The following is a 22,887-nucleotide window of genomic DNA, read 5'->3' on the forward strand; positions in this document are numbered from 1 at the left end:
CGGACGGTGCCGAGGACGGTGCGGCGGGCGTTGCGCCGGGCGGTCGGTTCGGGCGCGCACCACCACGAAAAGGCCTGGGTGGCGGGTACTACCCTGACCTCGTGATTGACCTCAAGGCACTGCGCGAAAACCCGGAAGCCGTCCGTGCGTCGCAACGCGCCCGCGGTGAGGACGAGTCCGTGGTCGACGCGCTGCTGTCCGCCGACGAGCGCCGCCGGGCCGCCATCGCCCGCGCCGACACGCTGCGCGGCGAGCAGAAGACGTTCGGCAAGCAGGTCGGCCGGGCCAAGGGCGAGGAGCGCGACGCGCTGCTGGCCAAGGGCAAGGAGCTGGCCACCGAGGTCAAGGCCGCCGAGGCCGAGCAGTCCGCCGCCGAGGCCGAGCTGACCGAGCTGCACCGCGCCGTCCCGAACGTCGTCCACCCCGACGCCCCCGCCGGCGGCGAGGACGACTACGTGGTGCTCAAGCACGTGGGCGAGAAGCGCGAGTTCGACTTCGACCCGGTCGACCACCTCGACCTGGGCACGAAGCTCGGCGCGATCGACATGGAGCGCGGCGCGAAGGTGTCCGGCTCGCGCTTCTACTTCCTCACCGGCGTGGGCGCCCAGCTGGAACTGGCCCTGCTGAACATGGCCGTCGCCCAGGCCACCGCCGCCGGGTTCAAGCTGATGATCACGCCGACCCTGGTCCGGCCGGAGATCATGGCGGGCACCGGCTTCCTCGGCGCGCACGCGAGCGAGATCTACCGCCTCGAAGCCGACGACCTGTACCTGGTCGGCACGTCGGAGGTGCCCCTCGCGGGCTACCACGCGGACGAGATCCTGGACGGGCCGAAGCGCTACGCGGGCTGGTCGTCGTGCTACCGCCGCGAAGCGGGCTCGTACGGCAAGGACACCCGCGGCATCATCCGGGTGCACCAGTTCAACAAGGTCGAGATGTTCTCCTACGTGCAGCCGGAGGACGCCGAGGCCGAGCACGCCAGGATGCTGGCCTGGGAAGAGGAGATGCTGGCCAAGGTCGAGGTCCCGTACCGGGTCATCGACACGGCCGCGGGCGACCTCGGCTCGTCCGCCGCCCGCAAGTTCGACTGCGAGGCGTGGATCCCGTCCCAGCAGGCGTACCGGGAGCTGACGTCCACCTCGAACTGCACCACGTTCCAGGCCCGCCGGCTGAACGTGCGCTACCGCGACGAGAACGGCAAGCCGCAGATCGCCGCCACGCTCAACGGCACCCTGGCCACCACCCGCTGGATCGTGGCCATCCTGGAGAACCACCAGCAGGCCGACGGCTCGGTCGTCGTCCCGCAGGCGCTGCGCCCGTTCCTCGGCCTGGACGTGCTCACGCCCAGCTGATCACGGCCTACTGATCACGCCCGACTGATCAACCCCAGCTGAGTTCCACCTCGCCGGCCACGTGCCGGCCGATCTCCAACGCCGACGTCGCGGCGGGTGAAGGCGCGTTGAGCACGTGCACCTGCCGCGGCGCGGTGTCGATCAGGAAGTCGTCCACCAGCGACCCGTCCGCCCGCATCGCCTGCGCCCGCACGCCCGCCGACGCCCGCACCAGGTCGTCCTCCCGCACCGCCGGCACCAGCCGGGCCAGGCTCGCCGCGAACCGCCGACGGGACAACGACCGCAGCACCTCCTCGGCCCCGGTCCGCGCGAACCGCCGGGCCAGCCGCCACGTGCCGGGGAACCGCGCCACGTCGACCACGTCCGCCGCCGAGAAGTCACGCCACCGGTAGCCCTCGCGGCGCAGCGCGAGCACCGCGTTCGGCCCCGCGTGCACGCTCCCGTCCAGCATCCGGGTCAGGTGCACGCCCAGGAACGGCAGCTCCGGGTCCGGCACCGGGTAGATCAGCCCCCGCACCAGGTGCCGCCGCTCGCGCCGCAGCTCGAAGTACTCGCCCCGGAACGGCAGGATCGTCGCCGACGGCGTCACGCCCGCGAGCCGGGCGATCCGGTCGCTGTGCAGGCCCGCGCAGTTCACCAGCGCGTCCGCCCGCACCACGCCGCTCGGCGTGGCCACCTCCACGCCACCGCCACTGAGCGCCCGCCGGATCGCCAACGCGGGCGTGTGCAACCGCAGGTCGTGGCCGTTCAGCTCGCGCACCATGGCCGCGCACACGGCCGGGAAGTCGATGATCCCGGTGCTCTCCACCCGCAACGCGGCCACCGCCGCCACCTCGGGCTCGTACTCGCGCGCCTCGTCCACGCCGATCCGCCGCGCCGCCACCCCGTTCGCCGCCGCCCGCCCCGCCAACGCGTCCAGCCTGGGCAGCTCGTCCGGCGAGGTGGCGACGACGAGCTTGCCGCACACCTCCACCGGCACGCCGTGCTCGCGCGCGTACGCGACGATCGACGCGTTGCCCGCCACCGACATCCGGGCCTTCAACGACCCCGGCTTGTAGTACAGGCCCGCGTGCACCACGTTGCTGTTGTGCCCGGTCTGGTGCGCCGCCCACTGCGGCTCCTTCTCCAGCACCACCACGTCGTGCCCGCGCCGCGCCAACTCCCGCGCCGTCGCCAGGCCGACGATCCCGCCACCGATCACCACGACTCGTCGCACAGGCGCAGACAGTAGTGCGGCGGTGCTAGTGCGGTGTCACGCGCGGTACATCCACTCCAAGGTGTCGGCGAACGGGATCACCGGCTCGTCGCCCACGGTGTCCACGAGCCGCTGCCGGCTGCCGACCAGCCGGACGACCTCGTTCGCCCGGACGAACGCCGGGTTCACCTCGACCTCGATCTCGTACCCGGCGATGGCGGCCATCATCTCCAGCACCTCGGTCAGCGAGTGCGCGACGCCCGAGCACAGGTTGAGCGTGCTGCCCGCCGGGGCGACCTCGACGAGCCTGCGGTAGTAGCGGGCCACGTTCCGGACGTCGCCGAAGTCGCGCCAGACCTCCGTGTTGCCCAGCTCGATCTTCCGCTCGCCGCGCCGGAAGTGGTCGACGATCTTCGGGATCAGGAACTTAGGGTGCTGGCCCGCGCCCGTGTAGTTGAACGGCCGGGTGATCGCGATCGGCAGCCGGTCCGCCCACAGCTTCGCCATGTGCTCCATGGCCAGCTTGCTCACCGCGTAGTCGTTCACCGGCGCGGGCGGGACGTCCTCGTGGATGGGCTCGACGGTGGCGTTGCCGTAGATGTTCGCGCTGCTCGCCAGCACCACGATCCGCGGCTGCCGGTCCGCCTCGCTCACCGCTTCGAGCAGGTTGCGGGTGCCGACCACGTTCGACCGGTACAGCTCGTCCGCGTCGCCGTGCGCGACGAACGCGACGGCCGCCAGGTGCACCACGGCGTCCGGCCGGACCTCGGCGACCACGGACCGCATTCCGTCCCGGTCGAGCAGGTCGGCCCGGTGGACGACGACGCCGGGCACCGCCGGGGCGCCCGAGCCGGCGACGTGCGCCAGGCCGACGACCTCGTGGCCGGCGCCGACCAGCTCCGCCGCGACGTGCCGCCCGGTGAAGCCGGAGACGCCGGTGACCAGGACCCGCGTCGGCTCAGAAGGAGAACCCACGCTCGTTCCTCTCGATGTCGGCCTCGACCATCATCCTGGACAGTTCCTCGATGGGGGTCTTCGCTTCCCAGCCGAGCACGTCCTTGGCCTTCGACGCGTCCCCGATCAGCAGGTCGACCTCGGCCGGGCGGTAGAACCTGGGGTTCACGCGGACCAGCTCGCGGCCGGTCTCCGCGTGCAGGCCGCGCTCGGACTCGCCGGAGCCCTCCCAGCGCAGCTCGATGCCGGCGGCGGCGAACGACAGCGACACGAAGTCGCGGACGGTCACCGTGCGGTTGGTGGACAGCACGAACGTGTCCGGCTCGTCGGCCTGGAGCATCCGCCACATGCCGTCCACGTACTCCTTGGCGTAACCCCAGTCGCGTTTCGCGTCGAGGTTGCCGAGCTCCAGCACGTCCAGCTTGCCGAGCTTGATCTTCGCCACCGAGTCGGTGACCTTGCGGGTCACGAACTCCTGACCCCGCAACGGCGACTCGTGGTTGAAGAGGATGCCGCTGGAGCCGAAGATGTTGTACGACTCGCGGTAGTTCACCGTCGTCCAGTGCGCGAACAGCTTCGCCACGCCGTACGGGCTGCGCGGGTAGAAGGACGTCGACTCGGTCTGCGGCACCGCCTGCACCTTGCCGAACATCTCGGACGTCGACGCCTGGTAGAACCGCGCGTCCGGGCGGACCGTGCGCATCGCCTCCAGCAGGTTCAGCGCGCCGAGGCCGGTGATCTGCGCGGTCGTCGTCGGCTGGTCGAAGGAGACGCTGACGAAGCTCTGCGCGGCCAGGTTGTAGATCTCGTCGGCGCCGGTGGTGTCCAGGAGCCGGATGCTGTTGCCCAGGTCGGTGAGGTCGTACTCGACCAGGTGCAGGTTCGGGTGCTGCTCGATGCCGAGCTCGGCGATCCGCCAGAAGTTGATGGAGCTCGTGCGCCGGTACGCGCCGTAGACCTGGTAGTCCTTCTCCAGCAGCAGCTGGGCGAGATAGGCGCCGTCCTGCCCGGAGATGCCGGTGACGAGTGCGGTCCGCATGACGGTGGTTGGCTCCTTGTTCTCGAATGCATCAAGCGACGCACAAATGTTGTCCGAACATCGCGTTCGCGGGAGTCTAGTGCGGGCCTGCCACGGCCTGCGGTCAGGCGTCTGCCCCAGCCCGACCGGGCGTCATCTCGCGCGAGCCACGGCTCGGTAGACGGCGGCGGTCGCGTCCGCGGTGCGCTGCCAGGTGAAGGTCTCGGCGCGCTTGCGCCCGGCGGCGGCCATCGCGGCCTGCGCGTCGGGGTCACCCACGACCGTGCGGACCGCGGTGGCGATCGCGGCCGGGTCGCGCGGGTCGAAGTAGGCCATGTCGTCGCCGCCGACCTCGTGCAGCACCGGGATGTCCGAGCCGATCACCGGGCAGCCGCGGGCCATCGCTTCGAGCACCGGCAGCCCGAAACCCTCGAACAGGGTCGGGAACGCGTACGCGCTCGCACCGTCGTAGAGGGCGGCCAGCTCGTCGGCGCTCACCCACTCGCGCAGCTCGACGTCGCCGCCCAGCCCGAGGCGTTCCACCACCGGCCGCAGCGGGTCGTCGCCGTGGCTGCCCGTGATGACCAGCTTCGGGCGCTCGGCGGCCGGGATGAGCGCCCACGCCTCGAGCAGCCCGTCGAAGTTCTTGTGCGTCATCCGGTTGCCGCCCGCCAGCACGTACGGCCGCCCGGCCGGTCTGCCCGACCGCTCCAGGACGTCGACCGGCTTGACCCCGAGGTGGATGACGTCGATGTCGGCCATCGGCCGGCCGAGCAGCTCGTGCACGTCGGTGGCGGACGCCCGGCTGTCGGTGATGATCCGGTCGGCCGCCCGCACGGTCGCCTTCGTCAACGCCTGCACGCCGCGCGACAACCGGCCCTGCACCCACTCGGGGTGCCGGGTGCCCAGGATGTCGTGCACCGTGACCACGGTCGGCAGCAGCCGGACGGCCGGCCCGAAGTTCGACGGGCAGTGCAGCAGGTCCGCACCGAGGGCGCGGGCCCGAGGCCCGACCGCGAGCGCCACCGCCGCCGCCCACGCGGCGCGGTTCTCCCCGGACACCGGGAGCGACACGATCTCGCCGGGGAACCAGTCCGGCGGCTGCTCGGCCAGCTCGCGGTTGCCGATGCCGACGAACCTGAAGTCGTCGTGCGCGGCGGCGAGGGCCGGGAACAGCCCGCGTGCGTAGCTCTCGGTGCCACCCTTGCGCCCCGTGTAAAAGACCAGGTCGACCGCGATGCGAAGAGGCACGGCGCTCATCGTAGGCCGGCGGCCGGGTGCCGCCCGACGGACTCCCCGGCCCGCGCGGCGCTACGGGGTGTCGCTGCCGACCAGCTCCGGCAGCACGTCGGTCACCACCTGCTCCAGCACCGCCTCACTGCCCGCGTACACGCCGTCCGCGCGCGGCCAGTGCGCGATCAGGTCCGTGAAGCCGAGCGCCCGCGCCTTGCCGGCCACGTCCCGGAAGTGCTCCACGCTGGTCAGCGAGTACACCGGGCACGAGTCGGCGTTCAGGTGGAAGTCGATCGACTCCTTCGCCCGACCGATCCCGGCCAGCACCTCCCGGAACGTCTCCGCCATCCGGGCCACGCCCCGCCACCACTCGGCCTCGTCGTCGGTCTGCGGCCCGGTGGTGACCCAGCCCGTGCCGTACCGCGCGGCGACCGCCATCGCCTTCGGCCCGTTCGCCGCCACCACGAACGGCAGCCGTGGCCGCTGCACGCAGCCCGGCGCGCTGCGGGCGTCCCGGATCTCGTAGTACTCGCCGCTGAACGTGGTGCGCTCCTGGGCCAGCAGCATGTCGAGCGAGGCGACGAACTCCTCGAACCGCCGCTGCCGGCTGCGCTCGCCCTGCTTGTTGTCCAGCGCCGTGGCGCCCATCACCTCCGTGTCGTAGCCCACACCTCCGGCCCCCACGCCGAGCGTGAACCGGCCGTCGGTGAGGTCGTCCAGGGCCAGCAGTTCCCGTGCGAACGGCACCGGGTGGCGGAAGTTCGGGGACGCGACGAGGGTGCCGAGCCGGATCTTCCCGGTCACCGACGCCGCTGCTGCCAGCGTCGGAACGGCGCCGAACCACGGTCCGTCGACCAGCGAACGCCACCCCATGTGGTCGTAGGTCCACGCGTGGTGGAAGCCGTACTCCTCGGCTGCCTTCCACTTGTGTTCGGCCATCCACCAGCGGTGTTCGGGCAGGATCACAATGCCAGTGCGCACGCGGCGACGTTATCCGACGGGGCACGATGGGGGAGTGCAGAGACCTTCCCTTGTGGCATCCGACGTCGACGGCACCCTGCTGACCACCCTGGGGCGCGTCAGCCCACGCACGGCGGAGACGGTCCGCCGGGTGCTGGCCGCCGACGTGCCGTTCGTGCTGGCCACCGGCCGTCCGCCCCGCTGGGTGCCGGAGGTGGCCGACGCCGCCGGCCTCACCGGGTACGCCGTGTGCTCCAACGGTGCGGTGGTCTACGACATCGGCGCCGACCGCGTGCTGTCGGCCGAGCTGCTGACCCCGGTGCAGCTCAGCAACCTCGCCTCGGTGCTGGACGAGGTGCTGCCGGGCTGCTCGATGGCCTCCGAACGCGTGGCGGAGACGGCCCGTGACGGCGGCCCGATGAACTCGGACTTCGTCGCCGACGAGTTCTACAACCACCCCTGGGACGGGGACGGCCAGCCGCTGCTCGGCCACCAGCGGGCCCACGTGCTCGGCCGACCGGCGGTGAAACTGCTGGTCAGGCACGCGCAGATGACGTCGGCCGACATGGCGGCGGCGGTCGGGCCGCTGATCGAGGGCCAGGTGGCGATGACGTACTCGACCAACGCGGGCCTGCTGGAGTTCGCCGCGCCCGGGGTGACCAAGGCGACCGGCCTGGCCGCCGTCGCCGAACGCCTCGGCGTGCCGGCGAGCGGCGTGCTGGCGTTCGGGGACATGCCGAACGACGTGCCGATGCTGCGGTGGGCCGGTCACGGCGTGGCCATGGGCAACGCGCACGCGGACGCGCTGGAAGCGGCCGACGAGGTCACCGCGGCCAACTCGGAGGACGGGGTGGCGCTGGTGCTCGAGCGCTGGTTCTAGGCTGCTCGTGACCCGCTTGCCTTGTTTGAGAGGAACGCTCTCGTGCGCGCACTAGTGACCGGCGGCGCCGGTTTCATCGGCTCCACCCTGGTCGACCGGCTGCTGAGGGACGGGCACGAGGTGCACGTCGTGGACGACCTGAGCCGCGGCAAGCGGACCGCGCCGGTCGACCCGGCCACCGCGGACCGGTACTCGCTCTCGCAGGTGGACATCACCTCGCCGGAACTGGCCGACGTGGTCACCGGGTTCGGGCCGGAGGTCGTGGTCCACCTGGCCGCGCAGATCGACGTGCGGGTGTCGGTGGCCGAGCCGCTGCTCGACGCCAACAAGAACGTGCTGGGCACGGTGAACCTGGCCGAGGCCGCCCGTCGGGCCGGGGTGCGGAAGGTCGTGTTCGCGTCGTCCGGCGGGTCCATCTACGGCACGCCGGACGTCCTGCCGGTGTCGGAGACGGTGCCGATCAACCCGAAGTCGCCGTACGCGGCGTCCAAGGTGTCCGGCGAGGTGTACCTGAACACCTACCGGCAGCTGTACGGGCTGGAGTGCACGCACCTGGCGCTGGCGAACGTGTACGGGCCGCGGCAGGACCCGCACGGCGAGGCGGGCGTGGTGGCCATCTTCGCGTCGGCGCTGCTGGCGGGGCGTCCGACCAAGGTGTTCGGCGACGGCGGCAACACGCGCGACTACGTGTTCGTGGAGGACGTCGTGGCCGCGTTCGTGGCCGCGTCCGGTGAGGCAGGCGGTGGCCGCCGGTACAACATCGGCACCGCGCAGCAGGTCTCGGACCGCGAGCTGCACACCCTCGTCGCCCAGGCCGCCGGTGTGCCCGACGAGCCGGAGTTCGCCCCGGCCCGGCTGGGTGACCTGCGCGCGTCGGCGATCGACTCGTCGCTGGCGCGGGCCGAGCTGGGCTGGAAGCCCGAGGTGGACATCGCCACCGGCGTCCGCCTGACCGTCGACTACTTCCGGTCGCTCCAGGCCTGACCCGCTACCGGGCCTCGGCCCCCGGCCCGGCTACGACGCCGCTGCGACCGTCCACAACGCGCCGGGCCGTGTGGCGCACCTCGAATCAGGGGTCCCCGCCCAGGGGACCCCTGATTTTCAGGCTTCCAGAAGGGACCGACAGGCGCGCTCGCCGAAGGGCTGCCTGTGGACAACCGCGCCGCCTGTGGACAACCGGGCGGCCGGTCCACCGGGGCCGGTCCACCGGAGCCGGACCGCGGGAACTCAAGCGCTGTGCGCCTGGTCCTTCGCGTCGGCGTCCACGGCGTCCACCACGGCGGGGTTCGCAGGGGGGTTCACGGCGGGGTTCAAGGCGGCGGCATCCACAGCGGCGGCATCCACAGCGGCGGCGGCATCGGAGCCCTCGTGCTGGGGCGGCTCGGCGTTGCGCAACGCGATCGCCCGCGCCAGCCGCGCGTACCGCAGCTCCAACTCCTTGAACCGCAGGTACGTGTTGATCGTGGCGAACCCGAACGCCACCACGAGCCCGTACAGCACCAGGTCGGTGCCACGCCCGACGCCCACGAACTCGGCCAGCATCGACACGTCCGCCGGCCGCAGCACGGCCACCGCCGCCAGCACCATGAAGAGGGCGAAACCGATCTTCACGCCCGCAGCGGTCTTCGTGGTGCCGTGGTGGCGCAGGAAGAACACCAGCAGGACGATGACCGTGCCGATGAGCAGGAACTGGATCAGCATGTCAGCGCTTGGACCCCGTCTTGAGAGCCGTGTCGAACAGGATGTTCACGCCGTTGATGAGCGACTGGCCCTTGGCCATCGAGTACTCCGTGTACAGGATCTCGACCTGTTCCTCGGTGACCCGCCAACCGCGGTGCGAGATCATGTCGACGATCTGCGACGCGTGGCCCATGCCGTTCAGCGTGATGTGCAGCTCCTCGGCCACCTTCTTGTTGAACACCCGGAGCCCGTTGTGCGCGTCGGACAGCTTCAGCTTCCGCAGCCGCGGGCTGATCGCCACCACCGTCTTCAGCACCACGCGCTTGATCAGCGGGATGTGCGAGTCGTCGCCCTTGAACCGGGTGCCGACGATGATGTCGACCGGCTCGGCGCGCAGCCGCTCCAGCATCCGCAGCACGTCGGCGACCTGGTGCTGGCCGTCGGCGTCGAACGTGACGAAGTACTCGGCGCCGGGCTGCGACCGGGCGTACTCGACGCCGGTTTGGATGGCCGCGCCCTGGCCCAGGTTGACCGGGTGCTGCACGAGGTGGGCCCCGGAGCCGCGGATCGCGTCGGCCGAGCCGTCCCGGCTACCGTCGTCGACGCACACGATGTTCGGGAACGTCTCCAGCGCGTTGCGCACGACGTCGGCGATCACCTGTGCCTCGTTGTAGACGGGCACGACCAGCCACACGTCAGACTGGTCCGCCACAGCGGCCTCCTCGCCGATCTTGCCGAAGAAAATGGGGGTGTCTGCCCGACAAGGCTAGCGTGCCCGCCGGTCAGGCTCGTGGCCGACCAGCATCGCGGTGAACGCGGCGATGCTGCGGTCCCACGAGAAGCGCTCCCGCGTCACCTCGCCGAGCTTGTCCGCCCGCGCCTCCCGCTCGGGGTCGGTGACGGCGGCTTCGAGGGCGGCGGCGAGCGCGCGCGGGTCGCGGGCCGGCACGAGGCTGCCGGTCACGCCGTCGTCGATGATCTCCGCGGTGCCGCCGACGTCGGTGGCCACGATCGCCCGGCCGATGGCCGCGGCCTCCAGCACCGTCGTGGGCAGGCCTTCCGTCCAACTGGGATTCACGAACACCGTGCACGCGGCCATCTCGCGCAACGCCGTGGCGTGGTCCACCGCGCCCAGGAACTCGACGTGGTCGGCCAGCCCGAGCCGCGTCGCCTGCGCCCGCAGGTCGGCCGCCGCCGGTCCGTCGCCGCACAGCCGCAGCCGCAGCAGCACGCCGCGCCGGCGCAGGTCCGCCGTCGCGGTGAGCAGGTCGCCGACACCCTTGCCGTTGATCAGCCGGCCGACGTAGCAGGCCACCGGCTCGCCCTCGGGCACCGACGCCGCCACGCCGTCGGGCAGTTCGATGCCCCGGTACAGGACCTGCGCGTCGCGCCCGGCCAGGTCGCGGACGAACCGCGCCGCCGACCGGGACACCGCCACCACGTGGTCCGCCCAGCGCAGCACCGGCTGGCTGGTGATGCGGTCCACGACGTCCGCCACGAACCGGATGAACCGGTTGCCGCTCTGCACCGGGCTCGACCCGTGCTCCACGTGCACCCGCCGCAGCCGCGCCCGCTTGGCGAACAGCGCCGCCCACAGGTGCGGCCAGTAGAACCGGGTGTGCGTCATCAGCACCGTGTCGGGGCCGCACAGCGCGCGCAGCTTCCGGGTGAAACCGGGGTACGGCACGGGGTAGTGCGAGACCACCTCACGTCCCGGCCACCGCACCACCGTCCACCGCTCGGCGAGTCGCTGGACACCCGCCGGCGCGCCTACCGCCGACGTGAAAACGGTGATCCGCAGGTTCGGATCGGCTTCCAGCAAGCGCCGGTGCAGTTCGTGCGCGTACGCCTCGACACCGCCCTTGTGCGGCGGGTAGTAGACGGGCATGTCGACCAGGTGCACGGCGACGAATCTAGGCCCTTGCCCGCTGTCCCAGCAGGCCACCCCAAGCGAGCACGGCGGCCGTGAGCCAGGCCACGGCCATCCCCAGGGCTACCCCGATCACCCCGAGCCAAACGCCCAGCAGTGCCACCAGGCCGACTTCGGTGACGAATTGCACGGTGCGCACCCGCGGTCCGAGCCACGCCCGACCGCTCGCCTTCCCGGCGACCAGCGCGGTCTGGGCGGTGGCGAGGAGGAACGCGTAAGCCAGCAGCACCAGCACGATCGGCCGCAGGCCTTCCCACGGCGTGCCCAGCGCGGTCGTGAGCAGGTCGGCCGGCGCGATCAGGGTCAGGCCCGCGAACGCCAGGCTCACCACCGCCGCGAGTCCGGAGACGAGCATCGGCGCCCGCACCACCTCGCGGGCCGACCGGCCGGCCAGGTGCGCGAGCAGCGCGTTGCTGATGCCGATGAACAGCACGGTCAGCGCGGTCACCGGGACCAGCGCCTTGCGCAGCAGGCCGAGCCCGTCCAGGCCGACGACCCACGCCGTCACGCCGAACGTGGCCCACGTGCCCGCGGTCAGGTAGACGGCGTCGATGAGGAACCCGGGCAGCAGCGAACGCCGGTCGCGCAGCCAGCCGCGCACCGCGCCGAACCCGAACGGCCCGCCGGTCAGCCACGCGCAGGCCGCCGCCACCGGCACCGCGCTCAACGCCCACAACAGGTAGGTGGACGACGCGTCCAGCTCACCCACGAGCACGGTCACGCCGACCGCGCCCAGGAACAGCACCAGCCAGGCCCCGTCCAGCACCAGCGCCCGGAACGGCCGCTGCCGCGCGTACGACACGTACCGGCCGTGGTCCAGCACCGCGGTGAACGGCGAGGCCATCGCCTGGATCAGCAGCAGCGTCCGGGCCGGCCCGTCGAGCATCAGCCCGACCACCAGGCACACCAGACCGATCGCCACGCCCAGCAGCAACGACGTCGCCGCCGCGCCGCGCACCCCGCGCGCGTCGCCGTTCGCGACCGCCTTCGACACCAGCAGCGGCTCCGCCGCGATCGCCCGGCCGAGGTACCACTGGCCGATCTGCACGATCGCGACCAGCGAGAACACCCCGAACTCGGCGTCCGTCGACACCGGCGCCGCGACCAGCTGCACGGCGAACGTGATGGCGCTGAAGACCAGCTGGTCGATGGTGACCGCGGACTGCCGCACGGCCGTGCCGGCCAACGCGCGCAGACCGTCGAGCCGTGATCCGTTCGCCGCCGACACGGGTGTCCTCTTCCAAGGGGAGCTTGAGCGGGCCTTACTGTACGGCGTCGGCCGATCCCTCCCGCAGCAGGAGAACCCCATGCCATCGCCGGTGTCCGTGGTGATCCCGTGCGCGCCGAAGGCGGATTTCCTCGCCGAGACGCTGCGCTCGGTCGCCGAGCAGACCCACCAGGACTGGGAAGTCGTGCTGGTCCTCGACGGCGAGTGCGAGCAGAACCGGGCCGCCGCCGCGACCCTGCCCGACGACCGCGTGCAGGTGCGGCTGACGCCCGCGCCGCGCAGCGGGCCCGCCGTGGGCCGCAACATCGGGCTGGAGGCGGCCGAGCACGACCTGGTCGCGTTCCTCGACGCGGACGACCTCTGCATGCCGAACCGGCTGGCGCACCAGGTCGCCGTGCTGGAGCAGCGGCCCGGTCTGGGCCTGGTCGGCTCGTGGGCGAACAAGATCGACCCGTCGGGTCAGGTCGTCGGCGAGATGCACTCGGCGATCGGTCCCGAGGTCGCGCGCACGATGCTGCTGTTCAACTGCCTGATCACGTCGACCGTGGTGGTGCGCAAGGAGCTGGCGGCCGAGGCGGGCGGGTTCGACCCGCGCTGCGTGCGGCTGGAGGACTACGACCTGTGGCTGCGGATCATGGCCCGCGCCGACGGCGACGTGGTGCCGGAAGACCTGGTCGGCTACCGCGTGCACCCCGACCAGTACAGCCGCGGCGCGCTGATGGGGCCGCAGACGAAGTTGCTGCGCCGCAGCAAGCAGGCGTTGGCCAAGCGCATCGGCGTCAGCGGGCTGGGCGTGGCGGCCCGGCACGCGGCGTGGCTCGGCGTGCAGGTGGTGAACCGGCGCTGGTGACGCCCCCAGGGGTCGGACGTCGGGCGGTCGGGCACGGGTAGTCTCGCCGTCGCGGCGGCCGGGGAACCGCTGTCGGACCAAATGACGGGTTGCTATCGCGATGAGTGCTGCACTGCTGGTGCTGTTGCTGCTCTGGGTGCCGGGCCTGCTCGCCGGTGCGGCGATCCGACTGCGCGGCTGGGTCCTCGCCGCCGCCGCGCCCGCGATCACCTACGGCCTGGTCTCGATCGGCGGGCTGCTGCTCGGCAAGCTGGGCTTCTCGTGGACGCTCGTCACGTTCGGCGTCTGGACGCTGCTCGCCTCGGTCCTGTTGCTGCTGGTCACGACGCTCGTCCAGCGCCGGTGGCCCCCGGACGCCGAGCGGGGCCACGTCCAGGACGACCACGAGGTCTCCCGCAACGGCCACCTGGTCGTCGGGGCGGGCCTGGCCATCGGCCTCGCGGTCGGCGCCGTCACCTTCCTGCGCGGCATCGGCACGATGAGCCGGCTGGCCCAGGACTGGGACGCGCCGCACCACGGCAACCTGGTCCGCTGGTTCGCCGAGCACCAGGCGTCCCTCGTGTCGTCCGCGGGCGCCATCGCCAACCAGCCCGAGAACACCGCCTACTTCTACCCCGGCACGTACCACCAGCTGCTCGCGCTGCTGCTGGACGAGGCGGGCATCACGCTGCCGGAACTCCTCAACGCCGGCGCGCTGAGCACCGTGCTGATCTGGCCGGTCGGCATCGCCGCGATGGGCCTGGCGTGGAAACTCCCGGCCCGCGTGGTGGCGTTCGCCGCCGCCGTGTCCACCTGGTTCTCGCCGTTCCCGTACGACTCGCTGTGGCGCGGCCCGCTGTGGCCGTACGTGGCCGGCGTCGCCCTGCTGCCGGCCATCCTGGCGCTGGCCACCTACCTGGTCCGGCCGCGCGGCGTCACCGGCCCGCTGGCGTTCGCGCTGGTCGTCGCGGCGGTCGTCGGGTTGCAGCCGAGCCTCGCGTTCATCGTCGCCGGGTTGCTCGCCATCCTGTTCTTCGCCTGCGTGTTCGGCCTGGTCCCGATCGACTGGAAGCGCGCGTGGCCCACGCTGGCCGGGACGGTCGTGCTGGCCGGGCTGGCCGCCGTGCCGCTCATGCTGCCGTCGATGGGCGCGGCGACCGGTGTGGCCGCGATGGTGTGGCCGTCGGAGGCCACGCCGGCGGGCGCGTTCGGGCAGATGCTGACGTTCTCCGGGGTGGCCGCCTTTCCCCAGTGGTGGATCGGCCTGCCCGCGCTGTTCGGCATGGTCGTCATGGCCAGGCGTCGGCTGATGACGTGGATGGTCGGCGTCTGGCTGGTGTTCGGCGGCCTGTACGCGGCGACGGTGTCGCTGGAGGGCCGGCTCATCCAGAACCTGACCGGCGTCTTCTACAACGACCACTGGCGGCTGGCCGTGATGCTGCCGCTGCCCGGCGCGATCGGGTTCGGCGTGGCCGCCGTCGCGGTCGGCACCTGGCTGGTCGACCGGTACCGCGACCGGGTGCCCGCCCTGGCCGGCAGGCCGTGGGCGCCGGTGGCCGTGAGCCTGGCGTTCTTCCTGCTGGTCACGCTGCTCAGCGGGGCGTACGTCGGTCGCAACAGCGCCCGGCTCGGGCAGGCCTACAACGACGGGCCGGTGGTCAGCGAGGCCGAGCTGGCCGCGTACCGGTGGCTCGGCGAGCGCGTGCGGCCCGGCGAGCGGGTGCTGAACGACGTGTTCGACGGCAGCGCCTGGCTGTACGCGGTGGCCGAGGTCGAGCCGGTCGAGTGGACGTTCTACGGCACGCCCGAGGGCTCGCCGAACAACTACCTCGTGCGCAACCTCAACAAGATCAACACCGATCCCGGGGTGCGCGAGGCCCTGGACGAGCTGAAGGTCCGCTACGTGCTCATCGGCAAGGGGTACGTGCGGGTGGACAAGAAGCTCACGCCCGGCCTGGCGAACCTCGACGCGATCCGCGGCTTCCGCCAGGTGTTCAAGAACGAGGGGGCCACGGTCTACGAGATCGAGGGTCAGGAACACGTCGCGGACAGTGCCGGGGCACCCGCGGACCGGTGAGCGTATCCACCCGATCAGGGCCGGCGCGCACCCACAGGGTGTGGACGGTCACAGGTCGTCACTACCGTACCCTCAAGTGCTGTGAGCTTCGCTGGATTTGACCTGATCGTCGTCGGTTCCGGGTTCTTCGGTCTGACGGTCGCCGAACGCACCGCCTCCCAGCTCGGCAAGCGCGTGCTGGTCCTGGAACGGCGCGAGCACATCGGCGGCAACGCCTACTCCGAACCGGAACCCGAGACCGGCATCGAGGTCCACCGCTACGGCGCGCACCTGTTCCACACCTCCAACAAGCGGGTGTGGGACTACGTCAACCAGTTCACCGACTTCACCGGCTACCAGCACCGGGTCTACGCGATGCACGCCGGCCAGGCCTACCAGTTCCCGATGGGCCTGGGCCTGATCTCGCAGTTCGTCGGCCGGTACCTCAGCCCCGGGGAAGCTCGGGCGTGGGTCGCCGAGCAGGCCGCCGAGATCGACTCCAAGGACGCGCAGAACCTGGAGGAGAAGGCGATCTCGCTGATCGGCCGCCCGCTGTACGAGGCGTTCGTCCGCGACTACACCGCCAAGCAGTGGCAGACCGACCCGAAGGAGCTGCCCGCGGCGGTCATCAGCCGCCTGCCGGTGCGCTACACCTTCGACAACCGGTACTTCAACGACACCTACGAGGGCCTGCCCGTCGACGGGTACACCGCGTGGCTGGAGAAGATGGCCGACCACCCGAACATCGAGGTGCGGCTCGGCACGGACTTCTTCGACGTCCGCGACGAGATCCCGGCCGGCACCCCGATCGTCTACACGGGACCGGTGGACCGCTACTTCGACTACAGCGAGGGCTGGCTCGGCTGGCGCACGCTGGACTTCGAGCAGGAAGTCCTGCCCGTGGGCGACTTCCAGGGCACCCCGGTGATGAACTACAACGACGCGGACGTGCCCTACACCCGCATCCACGAGTTCCGGCACTTCCACCCGGAGCGCGAGTACCCGTCGGACAAGACGGTCATCGTGCGCGAGTTCTCCCGCGCGGCCGAGAAGGACGACGAGCCGTACTACCCGATCAACACGGCCGAGGACAGGGCCAAGCTGGAGCGGTACCGGGAGCTGGCGCGGCGCGAGGCCGCCGAGCACAACGTCCTCTTCGGCGGTCGCCTCGGCACGTACAAGTACCTGGACATGCACATGGCGATCGGTTCCGCGCTGAGCGTGTTCGACAACAAGATCGCCCCGCACCTGGCCACCGGTCAGGCGCTGGACGGTTCGCTGGAGGACTGAGTCGGAATGTCGGGCAACTCCCAGCTCGTCGAGCACGAGGCGCCGCAGGAACTGCTGGCCCAGCGGGGCCTGTTCGCCGGGCCGTCGCCGATCGTCTCGGCCGACCTGTACGCCGAGGTCTCGCGCGGCATCGCGGACCGCGAACGCGACCGCATGGTCGTGCACCCGCACACGACCATCACGATGAACACCTACTTCGGGCGCTTCCCCGCCACCTACTGGCAGCGGTGGTGCGTGAGCCCGGAGGTGGAGCTGAGCCTGGAGCTGACCGGCTCCGGCCAGGTGTCGATCGTCGCGTCGGACGCCGACGGCGAGACCCGCATGATCGCGGCGGAGTCCGTCAGCGGCGCGAAGTCGCAGGTCGTGCGCCTCTCCGCGAAGATCGACAAGTTCACCGACGGCGGTGGCCTCTGGTTCGACGTGGTCACCGGCGACCAGCGGCTCGTGGTCGAACGCGTCCGCTGGACCGTGGCGCCGCCGAAGCGCGTCCGGCCCACCGCCGTGGTCATCTGCACGTTCAACCGGGTCGAGGACTGCCTCAACACGCTGGCCTCGCTCGCCTCCGACGCGGAGCCGCTGGACCTGGTCGACGCCATCTACGTGGTGGACCAGGGCAGCGACCCGGTCGAGTCGCGGCCCCGGTTCGCCGAGATCGCGGCACATCTCGGCGAGAAGCTGCGCTACATCCGCCAGCCCAACCTCGGCGGCGCGGGCGGCTTCACCCGCGGCCTGTACGAGGTGACCGAGCTCGGCGCGGCCGAGCACGCCAACGTCCTGTTCATGGACGACGACGTGCTGTGCGAGCCGGAGATCGTGGTCCGGATGACCGCGTTCGCGAACCGCACCGCGCAGCCGGTCATCGTCGGCGGCCAGATGCTGTACCTGCTGCACCCCAACCACCTGCACGTGGGCGCGGAGTACGCGAACCTCGACACGCTGGCGCCCGGCCAGGTCGTCCGCGGCGCCCTGCACGACGTCGACCTCACCGCGTACGACGAGGAGACCGGCAAGAAGAACATGCAGGAACGCCGGGTCGACGCGGGCTACAACGGCTGGTGGTCCTGCCTCATCCCGTCGGAGATCGTGAAGGCCGTCGGCTACCCGCTGCCGATGTTCTTCCAGTGGGACGACATCGAGTACGGCTACCGCGCGCGGGCCAACGGCTTCGCCACGGTGACCCTGCCCGGTGCCGGCGTCTGGCACGCCGACTTCCACTGGAAGGACTGGGACGACTGGCACCGGTACTTCAACCTGCGCAACGCCCTCATCACGTCGGCGCTGCACAGCCGGTTCGACCCCAAGCGCATCTGCCGGACCATGGCCGCGCAGCTCGCCACCTACCTGGTCGGCATGCAGTACGGCCTGGCGGCGACCCAGCTGAAGGCCATCGAGGACTTCCTCAAGGGCCCGTCGGTGCTGCGCGACGGCGGCGTCGAGGCGGCGTCCGAGATCCGCAAGCTGCGCGCCGAGTTCCCGGAGACGATCAAGCACCCGGCGTCCGAGGTGCCCGGCATCTCGTCCGGCGACCTGCCGATGATCCCGTCGCCGGGCGCGCCCCGGAAGCACATCGCGGTGCTGGCCAAGCGACTCGTCGGCCAGTTCCTCGGCAAGTCCGCGCACGACGTGGGCGCGATCCCCGCGGGTGACGCGGCCTGGTGGCACGTGTCGACGTTCAACACCGCCGTGGTGACCGACGCGTCCCAGGAGGGCGTGCGGGTGCGCCGCCGCGACCGGGAACTGGCCATACGGCTCGGCAAGCAGGGCACCCGGCTGCTCAAGGAGCTGTACCAGCGCGCTCCCGAGATGCAGCGCGCCTACCGCGAGGCGATGGACGACCTGACCAGCCGGGAGAACTGGCAGCGGTTGTACGACCTGTGATCCCGCAGCGGGGCGCGACCGCACCCGGTCCGCCCCGCTTCTCACCGGAGGGACCCCTCGTGGACGCAGTGCACCGGATCATCCTGCCGAGAGACGACGACCCGCTCGACGTCCGGCCGATGTACCTGGACGAGCCGGAGAACGTGCACTGCCAGGTCGGTTCCCGCCGGTGGCTGACCGTGCCCGAGCACGCCAAGGTGTCGTTCGCGACGTACTTCAACGCGTTCCCGGCCAGCTACTGGAAGCGCTGGACGGTCGTCGACGAGGTCGTGCTCCGGCTGAAGGTGCGCGGTTCCGGCCGGATCGACGTGTACCGCTCCAAGCCGAGCGGCGACGTCGTGCACCTGGAGGGCTCGTTCGTCCGGGACGCGGCGGACTGGACGTCGCTGGAGTTCCCGGTCTCGCTGAAGCCGTTCGAGGACGGCGGGCTGATCTGGTTCGACGCCTTCACGCACGAGTCCGTGCTGGAGATCGACGACGCCGAGTGGGCGGTGCGCGAGCCGCTGCCGCCGAAGACCGTCGCGGTCAGCATGGCCAGCATGAGGCCGGACGACGCGGTCGAGGCGTTGCGCGCGCTGGGCAGCGACCCGGCCGTGCTGGACGTGCTGGGCAAGGTGTTCATCGCCGACCAGAGCACGGCGAAGATCCGTTCGGTGCCGGGCTTCGCCGAGGCGGCGGCCGGTCTCGGCGACCGGCTGGAGGTCATCGAGCAGGACAACCTGGGCGGCTCCGGCGGGTTCACCCGGGGCATGTTCGAGGCGGTCGAGCACACCGACGCCGACCAGATCATGCTGATGGACGACGACATCCGGCTGGAGCCGGAAGCGGTGCTGCGGTCCAACGCGTTCGCGCGGGCGGCGGCGTCACCGGTCATCGTCGGCAGCCACATGCTGAACCTGCAGGCCAGGACCAGGCTGCACAGCTCGGCGGAGATCGTGGACCTGGGCACGTGCTTCTGGCGGGCCGCGCCGGGTGCGGTCAACGACCACGACTTCGGCGTGTCCCCGCTGCGGGAGACGCCCGCCCTGCACCCGCGCGTCGACGCGACGTACAACGGCTGGTGGATGTGCCTGGTCCCGCGCGAGGTCGTGCAGCGGATCGGCTACCCGCTGCCGCTGTTCATCAAGTGGGACGACGCCGAGTACTCGTTGCGGGCGCTGGAGCACGGCTACCCGACGGTGTCGCTGCCGGGTTCCGCCGTGTGGCACATGCCGTGGACGGACAAGAACGACTCGACCGACTGGCAGGCGTACTTCCACACCCGCAACCGGCTGGTCCTGGCCGCGCTGCACAGCCCGTACGACGTGCGGTCGGGGATCGTGAAGCACGGGTTGAAGCTGTCGCTGCGGCACCTGCTGTCGATGGAGTACTCGACGGTGGCCTTGCAGCAGAAGGCCCTGGAGGACTTCCTCGACGGACCGGCCGGGCTGTTCGACTCGCTGCGCACGGCGTTGCCGATGGTGCGCGCCCTGCGCTCCGAGTACAGCGACGCCCAGCGCCTCGAATCGGCCCGCGAGTTCCCGCCGCCCACGTTCGACATGGTGCGGGCGGAGGCGCTGCTCCAGCCGTCGAAGGGCAAGGCGACCATCGCGGTGCGGGCGGCGAAGTCCGTGCTGCACAACCTCCGCCCCCCGCAGCCGTCCGCGGGCGACCGGCCCCAGCTCAACGTGCCGGCGCTGAACGCCCGGTGGTTCCTGCTGGGCAACCTGGACAGCGCCACCGTCTCCACCGCCGACGGCACCGGCGTCGCGTTCTACAAGCGCGACCCGGAGCAGTTCCGCACGCTGATGGCCCGCGCGGTCCGCAACTACCGCAGGCTCGGCCGGGAGTGGCCCCGGCTGCGCCGGCTCTACCGGGAAGCCCTGCCCGACCTCACGTCGGCCGAGCAGTGGCGCAAGGTCTTCGAGAACCAGGGCCGGGAGCGCTGACCGGGTGACGGGGTGGCGTGTTCCGCGCCACCCCTTTGCGGCGTGAACGCCAGGGGGTCATACTCCAGTCGGACCACCACGCGCTCGTGGTGTCGCGAGCGCGCCACTGCTCCGGAAGGAGCCGGCATGCGATTCTCGCGGTTCCCGATGCTGGCCTGGGTCGCCCTCGCGGTCAACGTGCTGTTCCTGACCTGGGTCGTCGCCGGAGGCGGGCCGATGGGCGTCTTCCTCTGGATCGCCGCGGACGTCGTGCTCGCCGTGGTCTGGCTCGTCGCCAGGCACCGGAGCCACGACTGCCCGTCGTGCGGCCGTGCGCTCAAGCGCGACGTGGCGGTGTGCGCGAACTGCGGGTACAACGTCGCGCTGGCCTCCGCGCACGACACGCGCGCGCACCACTACCCGACGAATCCCGGGATCAAGCCGTGATCCCGGCTCACTCGAAGTGCGCGGCCACCACGTGGCCGAAGTTCACCACGAACTCCTTGCCGTCGGCGGTCTCGATGGCCTGGGTGTGGCCGTTGCGCACCACTTGGATCAACCGCGGTCCGAGGTCGGCGACGGTCTCCGCCGACACCTTGATCGAAATCGGGTTGGGGTTCGCGGCCAGGTGCAGCACCAGTGCCGTCTTACGCGCTTCGGAAGTCATGCCGTCCAGCCCACCAGCACGGGCGTGACCAGGCAAGGGAGGTTCGCCGTCAGCGATTCCGCGTCCAGCTGAACCCCCACCGCGTCAAGCCGGACCCGACCGCCTCACTTGCGGAAGAACCGCTCCTGCCGGCCGAGCCGGACCAGCTTCAGCCACTCCATGAACGCCTTCGGGTCGCGCCGAACGCCGATGAAGTACAGCCCGAACCGGAATGCCTCCAGCAGTCCCAGCTTCCGCATTCCCGGCTGGGAGAGCAGGTAGCCCCGGTTGCGGTACGTGTAGTACCGCTTGATGGCGTTCTCCGGGTCCTGCGCGTGGAACCGCCCGCCGAGCATCGGCTTGAACTCGTCCGACCCGTCCGGGTGCAGGTAGGTGACCTTCAGCGACGTCCCGAAGGGCAGCCCGGTGCGCACCAGCCGGCGGTGGATCTCCACCTCGTCACCGCGGAAGAACAGCCGGTAATCCGGCACGCCGATGACGTCGACCGTGGACGCCTTGAACAGCGCGCCGTTGAACAGCGACGCGATGCCCGGCAGGAAGTCCGTGCCCAGCTCGGCCGCGTTCCGCTTCCACGTCAGCCCGCGCCGCAGCGGGAACGCCAGCTTCTCCGGCCGGTCGATGTTCGCCACCACCGGCGAGATGGCGGCCAGCCCGCGCCGGTTCGCCTCCTCCAGCAGCACGGCCAGCACCGTCTCGTCCGCCGGGCGCCCGTCGTCGTCGGCCAGCCACAGCCAGTCCGCGCCCAACGACAGGGCGTGCAGCATCCCCAGCGCGAACCCGCCCGCGCCACCGAGGTTGCGGTGCGAGGCCAGGTAGGTGGTCGGGATGGGGCACTGGGCGACCAGGTCGTCCACCGGCTGGTCCGGCCCGTTGTCCACGACCACCAGGTGGTCGAGCGCTCTGGTCTGCGACGCCAGGACCTTCAACGAGTCGGCCAACAGCTCCCGGCGGTGCCGGGTCACCACCACCCCGACGACGGAGCCCTTCGGCAGTGCGCTCACCACGCTCACCTACTCGCCACCGTTTCCGCTCAGCACCCGCGGTTGACCGATCCGCTCCAACGTCGCCTCGCTCAGGTGCTCGTACGGGTCACGCCCCTTGTAGGAGGTGACCACGTCGCGCAGCGACCCGTGCATCTTGACCTGGCCCTCGTCCATCCAGATGGCGGTGTTGCACAGCTCCACCAGGAAGTCGTCCGAGTGCGAGGCGAACACCAGGATGCCGGATCGCTTCACCAGGTCGTTCAGCCGGTCGCGGGCCTTCTCCAGGAACGCCGCGTCGACCGCGCCGATGCCCTCGTCCAGGAGCAGGATCTCCGGGTTGATCGACGTGACCACGCCCAGCGCCAGCCGCACCCGCATACCCGTGGAGTAGGTGCGCAGCGGCATCGAGAGGTAGTCGCCGAGCTCGGTGAACTCGGCGATGTCGTCGACCCGCTTCTCCATCTCCTTGCGGCTCATGCCGAGGAAGAGGCCGCGGATCATGATGTTCTCGAACCCGGAGATCTCCGGGTCCATGCCGACGCCCAGGTCGAACACCGGCGCGACCTTGCCGACGATGCGCGAACTGCCCCGCGTGGGCTCGTAGATGCCCGCGAGCAGCCGCAGCAGCGTGGACTTGCCCGCGCCGTTGTGCCCGACGAGGCCGACCCGGTCACCGTGCCGCAACGCGATGTTGATGTCGTGCAGCGCTTCGATTATCGGGACCCGGCCCTCGGAGCCGATCTTGCCGCCTACCTTGCCCAGCGCGAGCTTCTTCAGCGACCTCGACTTGGCGTCGAAGATCGGGAAGTCGACCGAGGCGTTCCAAACATCGATGCTGACCATGTGT

General features: G+C 71.2%; 21 protein-coding genes. 9 read left to right on the forward strand and 12 right to left on the reverse strand.

Annotated features, from left to right (window positions below; all coding sequences use genetic code 11):
* The first annotated feature begins 101 nt into the window (after window positions 1-101).
* Window positions 102-1,352: a serine--tRNA ligase gene (serS, locus tag ACRAKI_RS00665; RefSeq protein WP_447005105.1), complete on the forward strand. Its 1,251-nt coding sequence runs from the start codon at window positions 102-104 to the stop codon at window positions 1,350-1,352.
* Window positions 1,353-1,380: 28 nt separating this feature from the next.
* Here the strand turns inward: serS and lhgO are convergent, their stop codons facing one another.
* From lhgO to ACRAKI_RS00690, 5 genes are all read right to left on the reverse strand, one after another.
* Entirely contained in the window at window positions 1,381-2,568 is a 1,188-nt protein-coding gene (gene lhgO, locus ACRAKI_RS00670; RefSeq protein WP_447005106.1) for an L-2-hydroxyglutarate oxidase, read from the reverse strand.
* A gap of 36 nt (window positions 2,569-2,604) precedes the next feature.
* Window positions 2,605-3,522: an NAD-dependent epimerase/dehydratase family protein gene (locus tag ACRAKI_RS00675; protein ID WP_447005107.1), complete on the reverse strand. Its 918-nt coding sequence runs from the start codon at window positions 3,520-3,522 to the stop codon at window positions 2,605-2,607.
* Complete coding sequence (gene gmd, locus ACRAKI_RS00680) at window positions 3,506-4,540, reverse strand: GDP-mannose 4,6-dehydratase (RefSeq protein ID WP_447005108.1); 1,035 nt, start codon at window positions 4,538-4,540, stop codon at window positions 3,506-3,508. The genes ACRAKI_RS00675 and gmd overlap by 17 nt, the downstream gene beginning before the upstream one ends.
* 132 nt (window positions 4,541-4,672) lie before the next feature.
* Window positions 4,673-5,770 (reverse strand): glycosyltransferase family 4 protein, encoded by a 1,098-nt coding sequence (locus ACRAKI_RS00685; RefSeq protein WP_447005109.1) that lies wholly within the window; start codon window positions 5,768-5,770, stop codon window positions 4,673-4,675.
* 60 nt (window positions 5,771-5,830) lie between these two features.
* Window positions 5,831-6,733: an LLM class flavin-dependent oxidoreductase gene (locus ACRAKI_RS00690; protein ID WP_447005110.1), complete on the reverse strand. Its 903-nt coding sequence runs from the start codon at window positions 6,731-6,733 to the stop codon at window positions 5,831-5,833.
* A 34-nt stretch (window positions 6,734-6,767) separates the two neighbouring features.
* Between ACRAKI_RS00690 and ACRAKI_RS00695 the strand changes: the two genes are divergently transcribed.
* Both ACRAKI_RS00695 and ACRAKI_RS00700 read left to right on the forward strand, forming a co-directional pair.
* Window positions 6,768-7,592 carry an HAD family hydrolase gene (locus ACRAKI_RS00695; RefSeq protein WP_447005111.1) on the forward strand — a complete coding sequence of 275 codons (825 nt, stop codon included), beginning with the start codon at window positions 6,768-6,770 and terminating at the stop codon, window positions 7,590-7,592.
* A gap of 42 nt (window positions 7,593-7,634) precedes the next feature.
* A complete protein-coding gene (locus tag ACRAKI_RS00700) occupies window positions 7,635-8,576 on the forward strand; it encodes an NAD-dependent epimerase/dehydratase family protein (RefSeq protein ID WP_447005112.1) in 942 nt (313 codons plus the stop codon).
* Window positions 8,577-8,819: 243 nt separating this feature from the next.
* On the opposite strand, the gene ACRAKI_RS00705 is transcribed toward ACRAKI_RS00700, so the two are convergent.
* From ACRAKI_RS00705 to ACRAKI_RS00720, 4 genes are read right to left on the reverse strand one after another with little or no spacing between them, the layout of a single operon-like run.
* Window positions 8,820-9,293, reverse strand: a complete 474-nt coding sequence (locus tag ACRAKI_RS00705) for a DUF2304 family protein (RefSeq protein WP_447005113.1) — start codon at window positions 9,291-9,293, stop codon at window positions 8,820-8,822.
* 1 nt (window position 9,294) lies between these two features.
* Window positions 9,295-9,984, reverse strand: coding sequence for a glycosyltransferase family 2 protein (locus tag ACRAKI_RS00710; protein WP_184926894.1), 690 nt, complete (start codon window positions 9,982-9,984; stop codon window positions 9,295-9,297).
* 54 nt (window positions 9,985-10,038) lie between these two features.
* Window positions 10,039-11,175, reverse strand: a complete 1,137-nt coding sequence (locus tag ACRAKI_RS00715; RefSeq protein ID WP_447005114.1) for a glycosyltransferase family 4 protein — start codon at window positions 11,173-11,175, stop codon at window positions 10,039-10,041.
* Window positions 11,176-11,185: 10 nt separating this feature from the next.
* Window positions 11,186-12,430, reverse strand: coding sequence for a hypothetical protein (locus ACRAKI_RS00720; RefSeq protein ID WP_447005115.1), 1,245 nt, complete (start codon window positions 12,428-12,430; stop codon window positions 11,186-11,188).
* Between the two features lie 79 nt (window positions 12,431-12,509).
* Here ACRAKI_RS00720 and ACRAKI_RS00725 point away from each other — a divergent pair, with 79 nt between their 5' ends.
* The 6 genes from ACRAKI_RS00725 to ACRAKI_RS00750 all read left to right on the forward strand — a co-directional run bounded on the left by ACRAKI_RS00725 (window position 12,510) and on the right by ACRAKI_RS00750 (window position 20,837).
* On the forward strand, window positions 12,510-13,280 hold the full coding sequence (locus tag ACRAKI_RS00725; RefSeq protein ID WP_447005116.1) for a glycosyltransferase family 2 protein: 771 nt from the start codon (window positions 12,510-12,512) through the stop codon (window positions 13,278-13,280).
* Between the two features lie 100 nt (window positions 13,281-13,380).
* Complete coding sequence (locus ACRAKI_RS00730; protein ID WP_447005117.1) at window positions 13,381-15,336, forward strand: DUF6541 family protein; 1,956 nt, start codon at window positions 13,381-13,383, stop codon at window positions 15,334-15,336.
* Window positions 15,337-15,417: 81 nt separating this feature from the next.
* Window positions 15,418-16,605: a UDP-galactopyranose mutase gene (glf, locus tag ACRAKI_RS00735; protein WP_447005118.1), complete on the forward strand. Its 1,188-nt coding sequence runs from the start codon at window positions 15,418-15,420 to the stop codon at window positions 16,603-16,605.
* A 6-nt stretch (window positions 16,606-16,611) separates the two neighbouring features.
* Entirely contained in the window at window positions 16,612-18,483 is a 1,872-nt protein-coding gene (locus ACRAKI_RS00740) for a glycosyltransferase (RefSeq protein ID WP_447005119.1), read from the forward strand.
* Window positions 18,484-18,542: 59 nt separating this feature from the next.
* The gene (locus ACRAKI_RS00745; protein ID WP_447005120.1) at window positions 18,543-20,411 is read left to right on the forward strand and encodes a glycosyltransferase; all 1,869 of its coding nucleotides are present in this window, start codon (window positions 18,543-18,545) and stop codon (window positions 20,409-20,411) included.
* A gap of 126 nt (window positions 20,412-20,537) precedes the next feature.
* A complete protein-coding gene (locus ACRAKI_RS00750; RefSeq protein WP_447005121.1) occupies window positions 20,538-20,837 on the forward strand; it encodes a hypothetical protein in 300 nt (99 codons plus the stop codon).
* Window positions 20,838-20,844: 7 nt separating this feature from the next.
* On the opposite strand, the gene ACRAKI_RS00755 is transcribed toward ACRAKI_RS00750, so the two are convergent.
* From ACRAKI_RS00755 to wzt, 3 genes are all read right to left on the reverse strand, one after another.
* Complete coding sequence (locus ACRAKI_RS00755) at window positions 20,845-21,057, reverse strand: hypothetical protein (protein ID WP_447005122.1); 213 nt, start codon at window positions 21,055-21,057, stop codon at window positions 20,845-20,847.
* 104 nt (window positions 21,058-21,161) lie between these two features.
* Window positions 21,162-22,058 carry a galactofuranosyltransferase GlfT1 gene (gene glfT1, locus ACRAKI_RS00760; RefSeq protein WP_447005123.1) on the reverse strand — a complete coding sequence of 299 codons (897 nt, stop codon included), beginning with the start codon at window positions 22,056-22,058 and terminating at the stop codon, window positions 21,162-21,164.
* A gap of 9 nt (window positions 22,059-22,067) precedes the next feature.
* Window positions 22,068-22,883, reverse strand: a complete 816-nt coding sequence (gene wzt / locus ACRAKI_RS00765; RefSeq protein WP_447005124.1) for a galactan export ABC transporter ATP-binding subunit Wzt/RfbE — start codon at window positions 22,881-22,883, stop codon at window positions 22,068-22,070.
* Between the last annotated feature and the right edge of the window lie 4 nt (window positions 22,884-22,887).

The organism is Saccharothrix isguenensis, assembly GCF_052936305.1.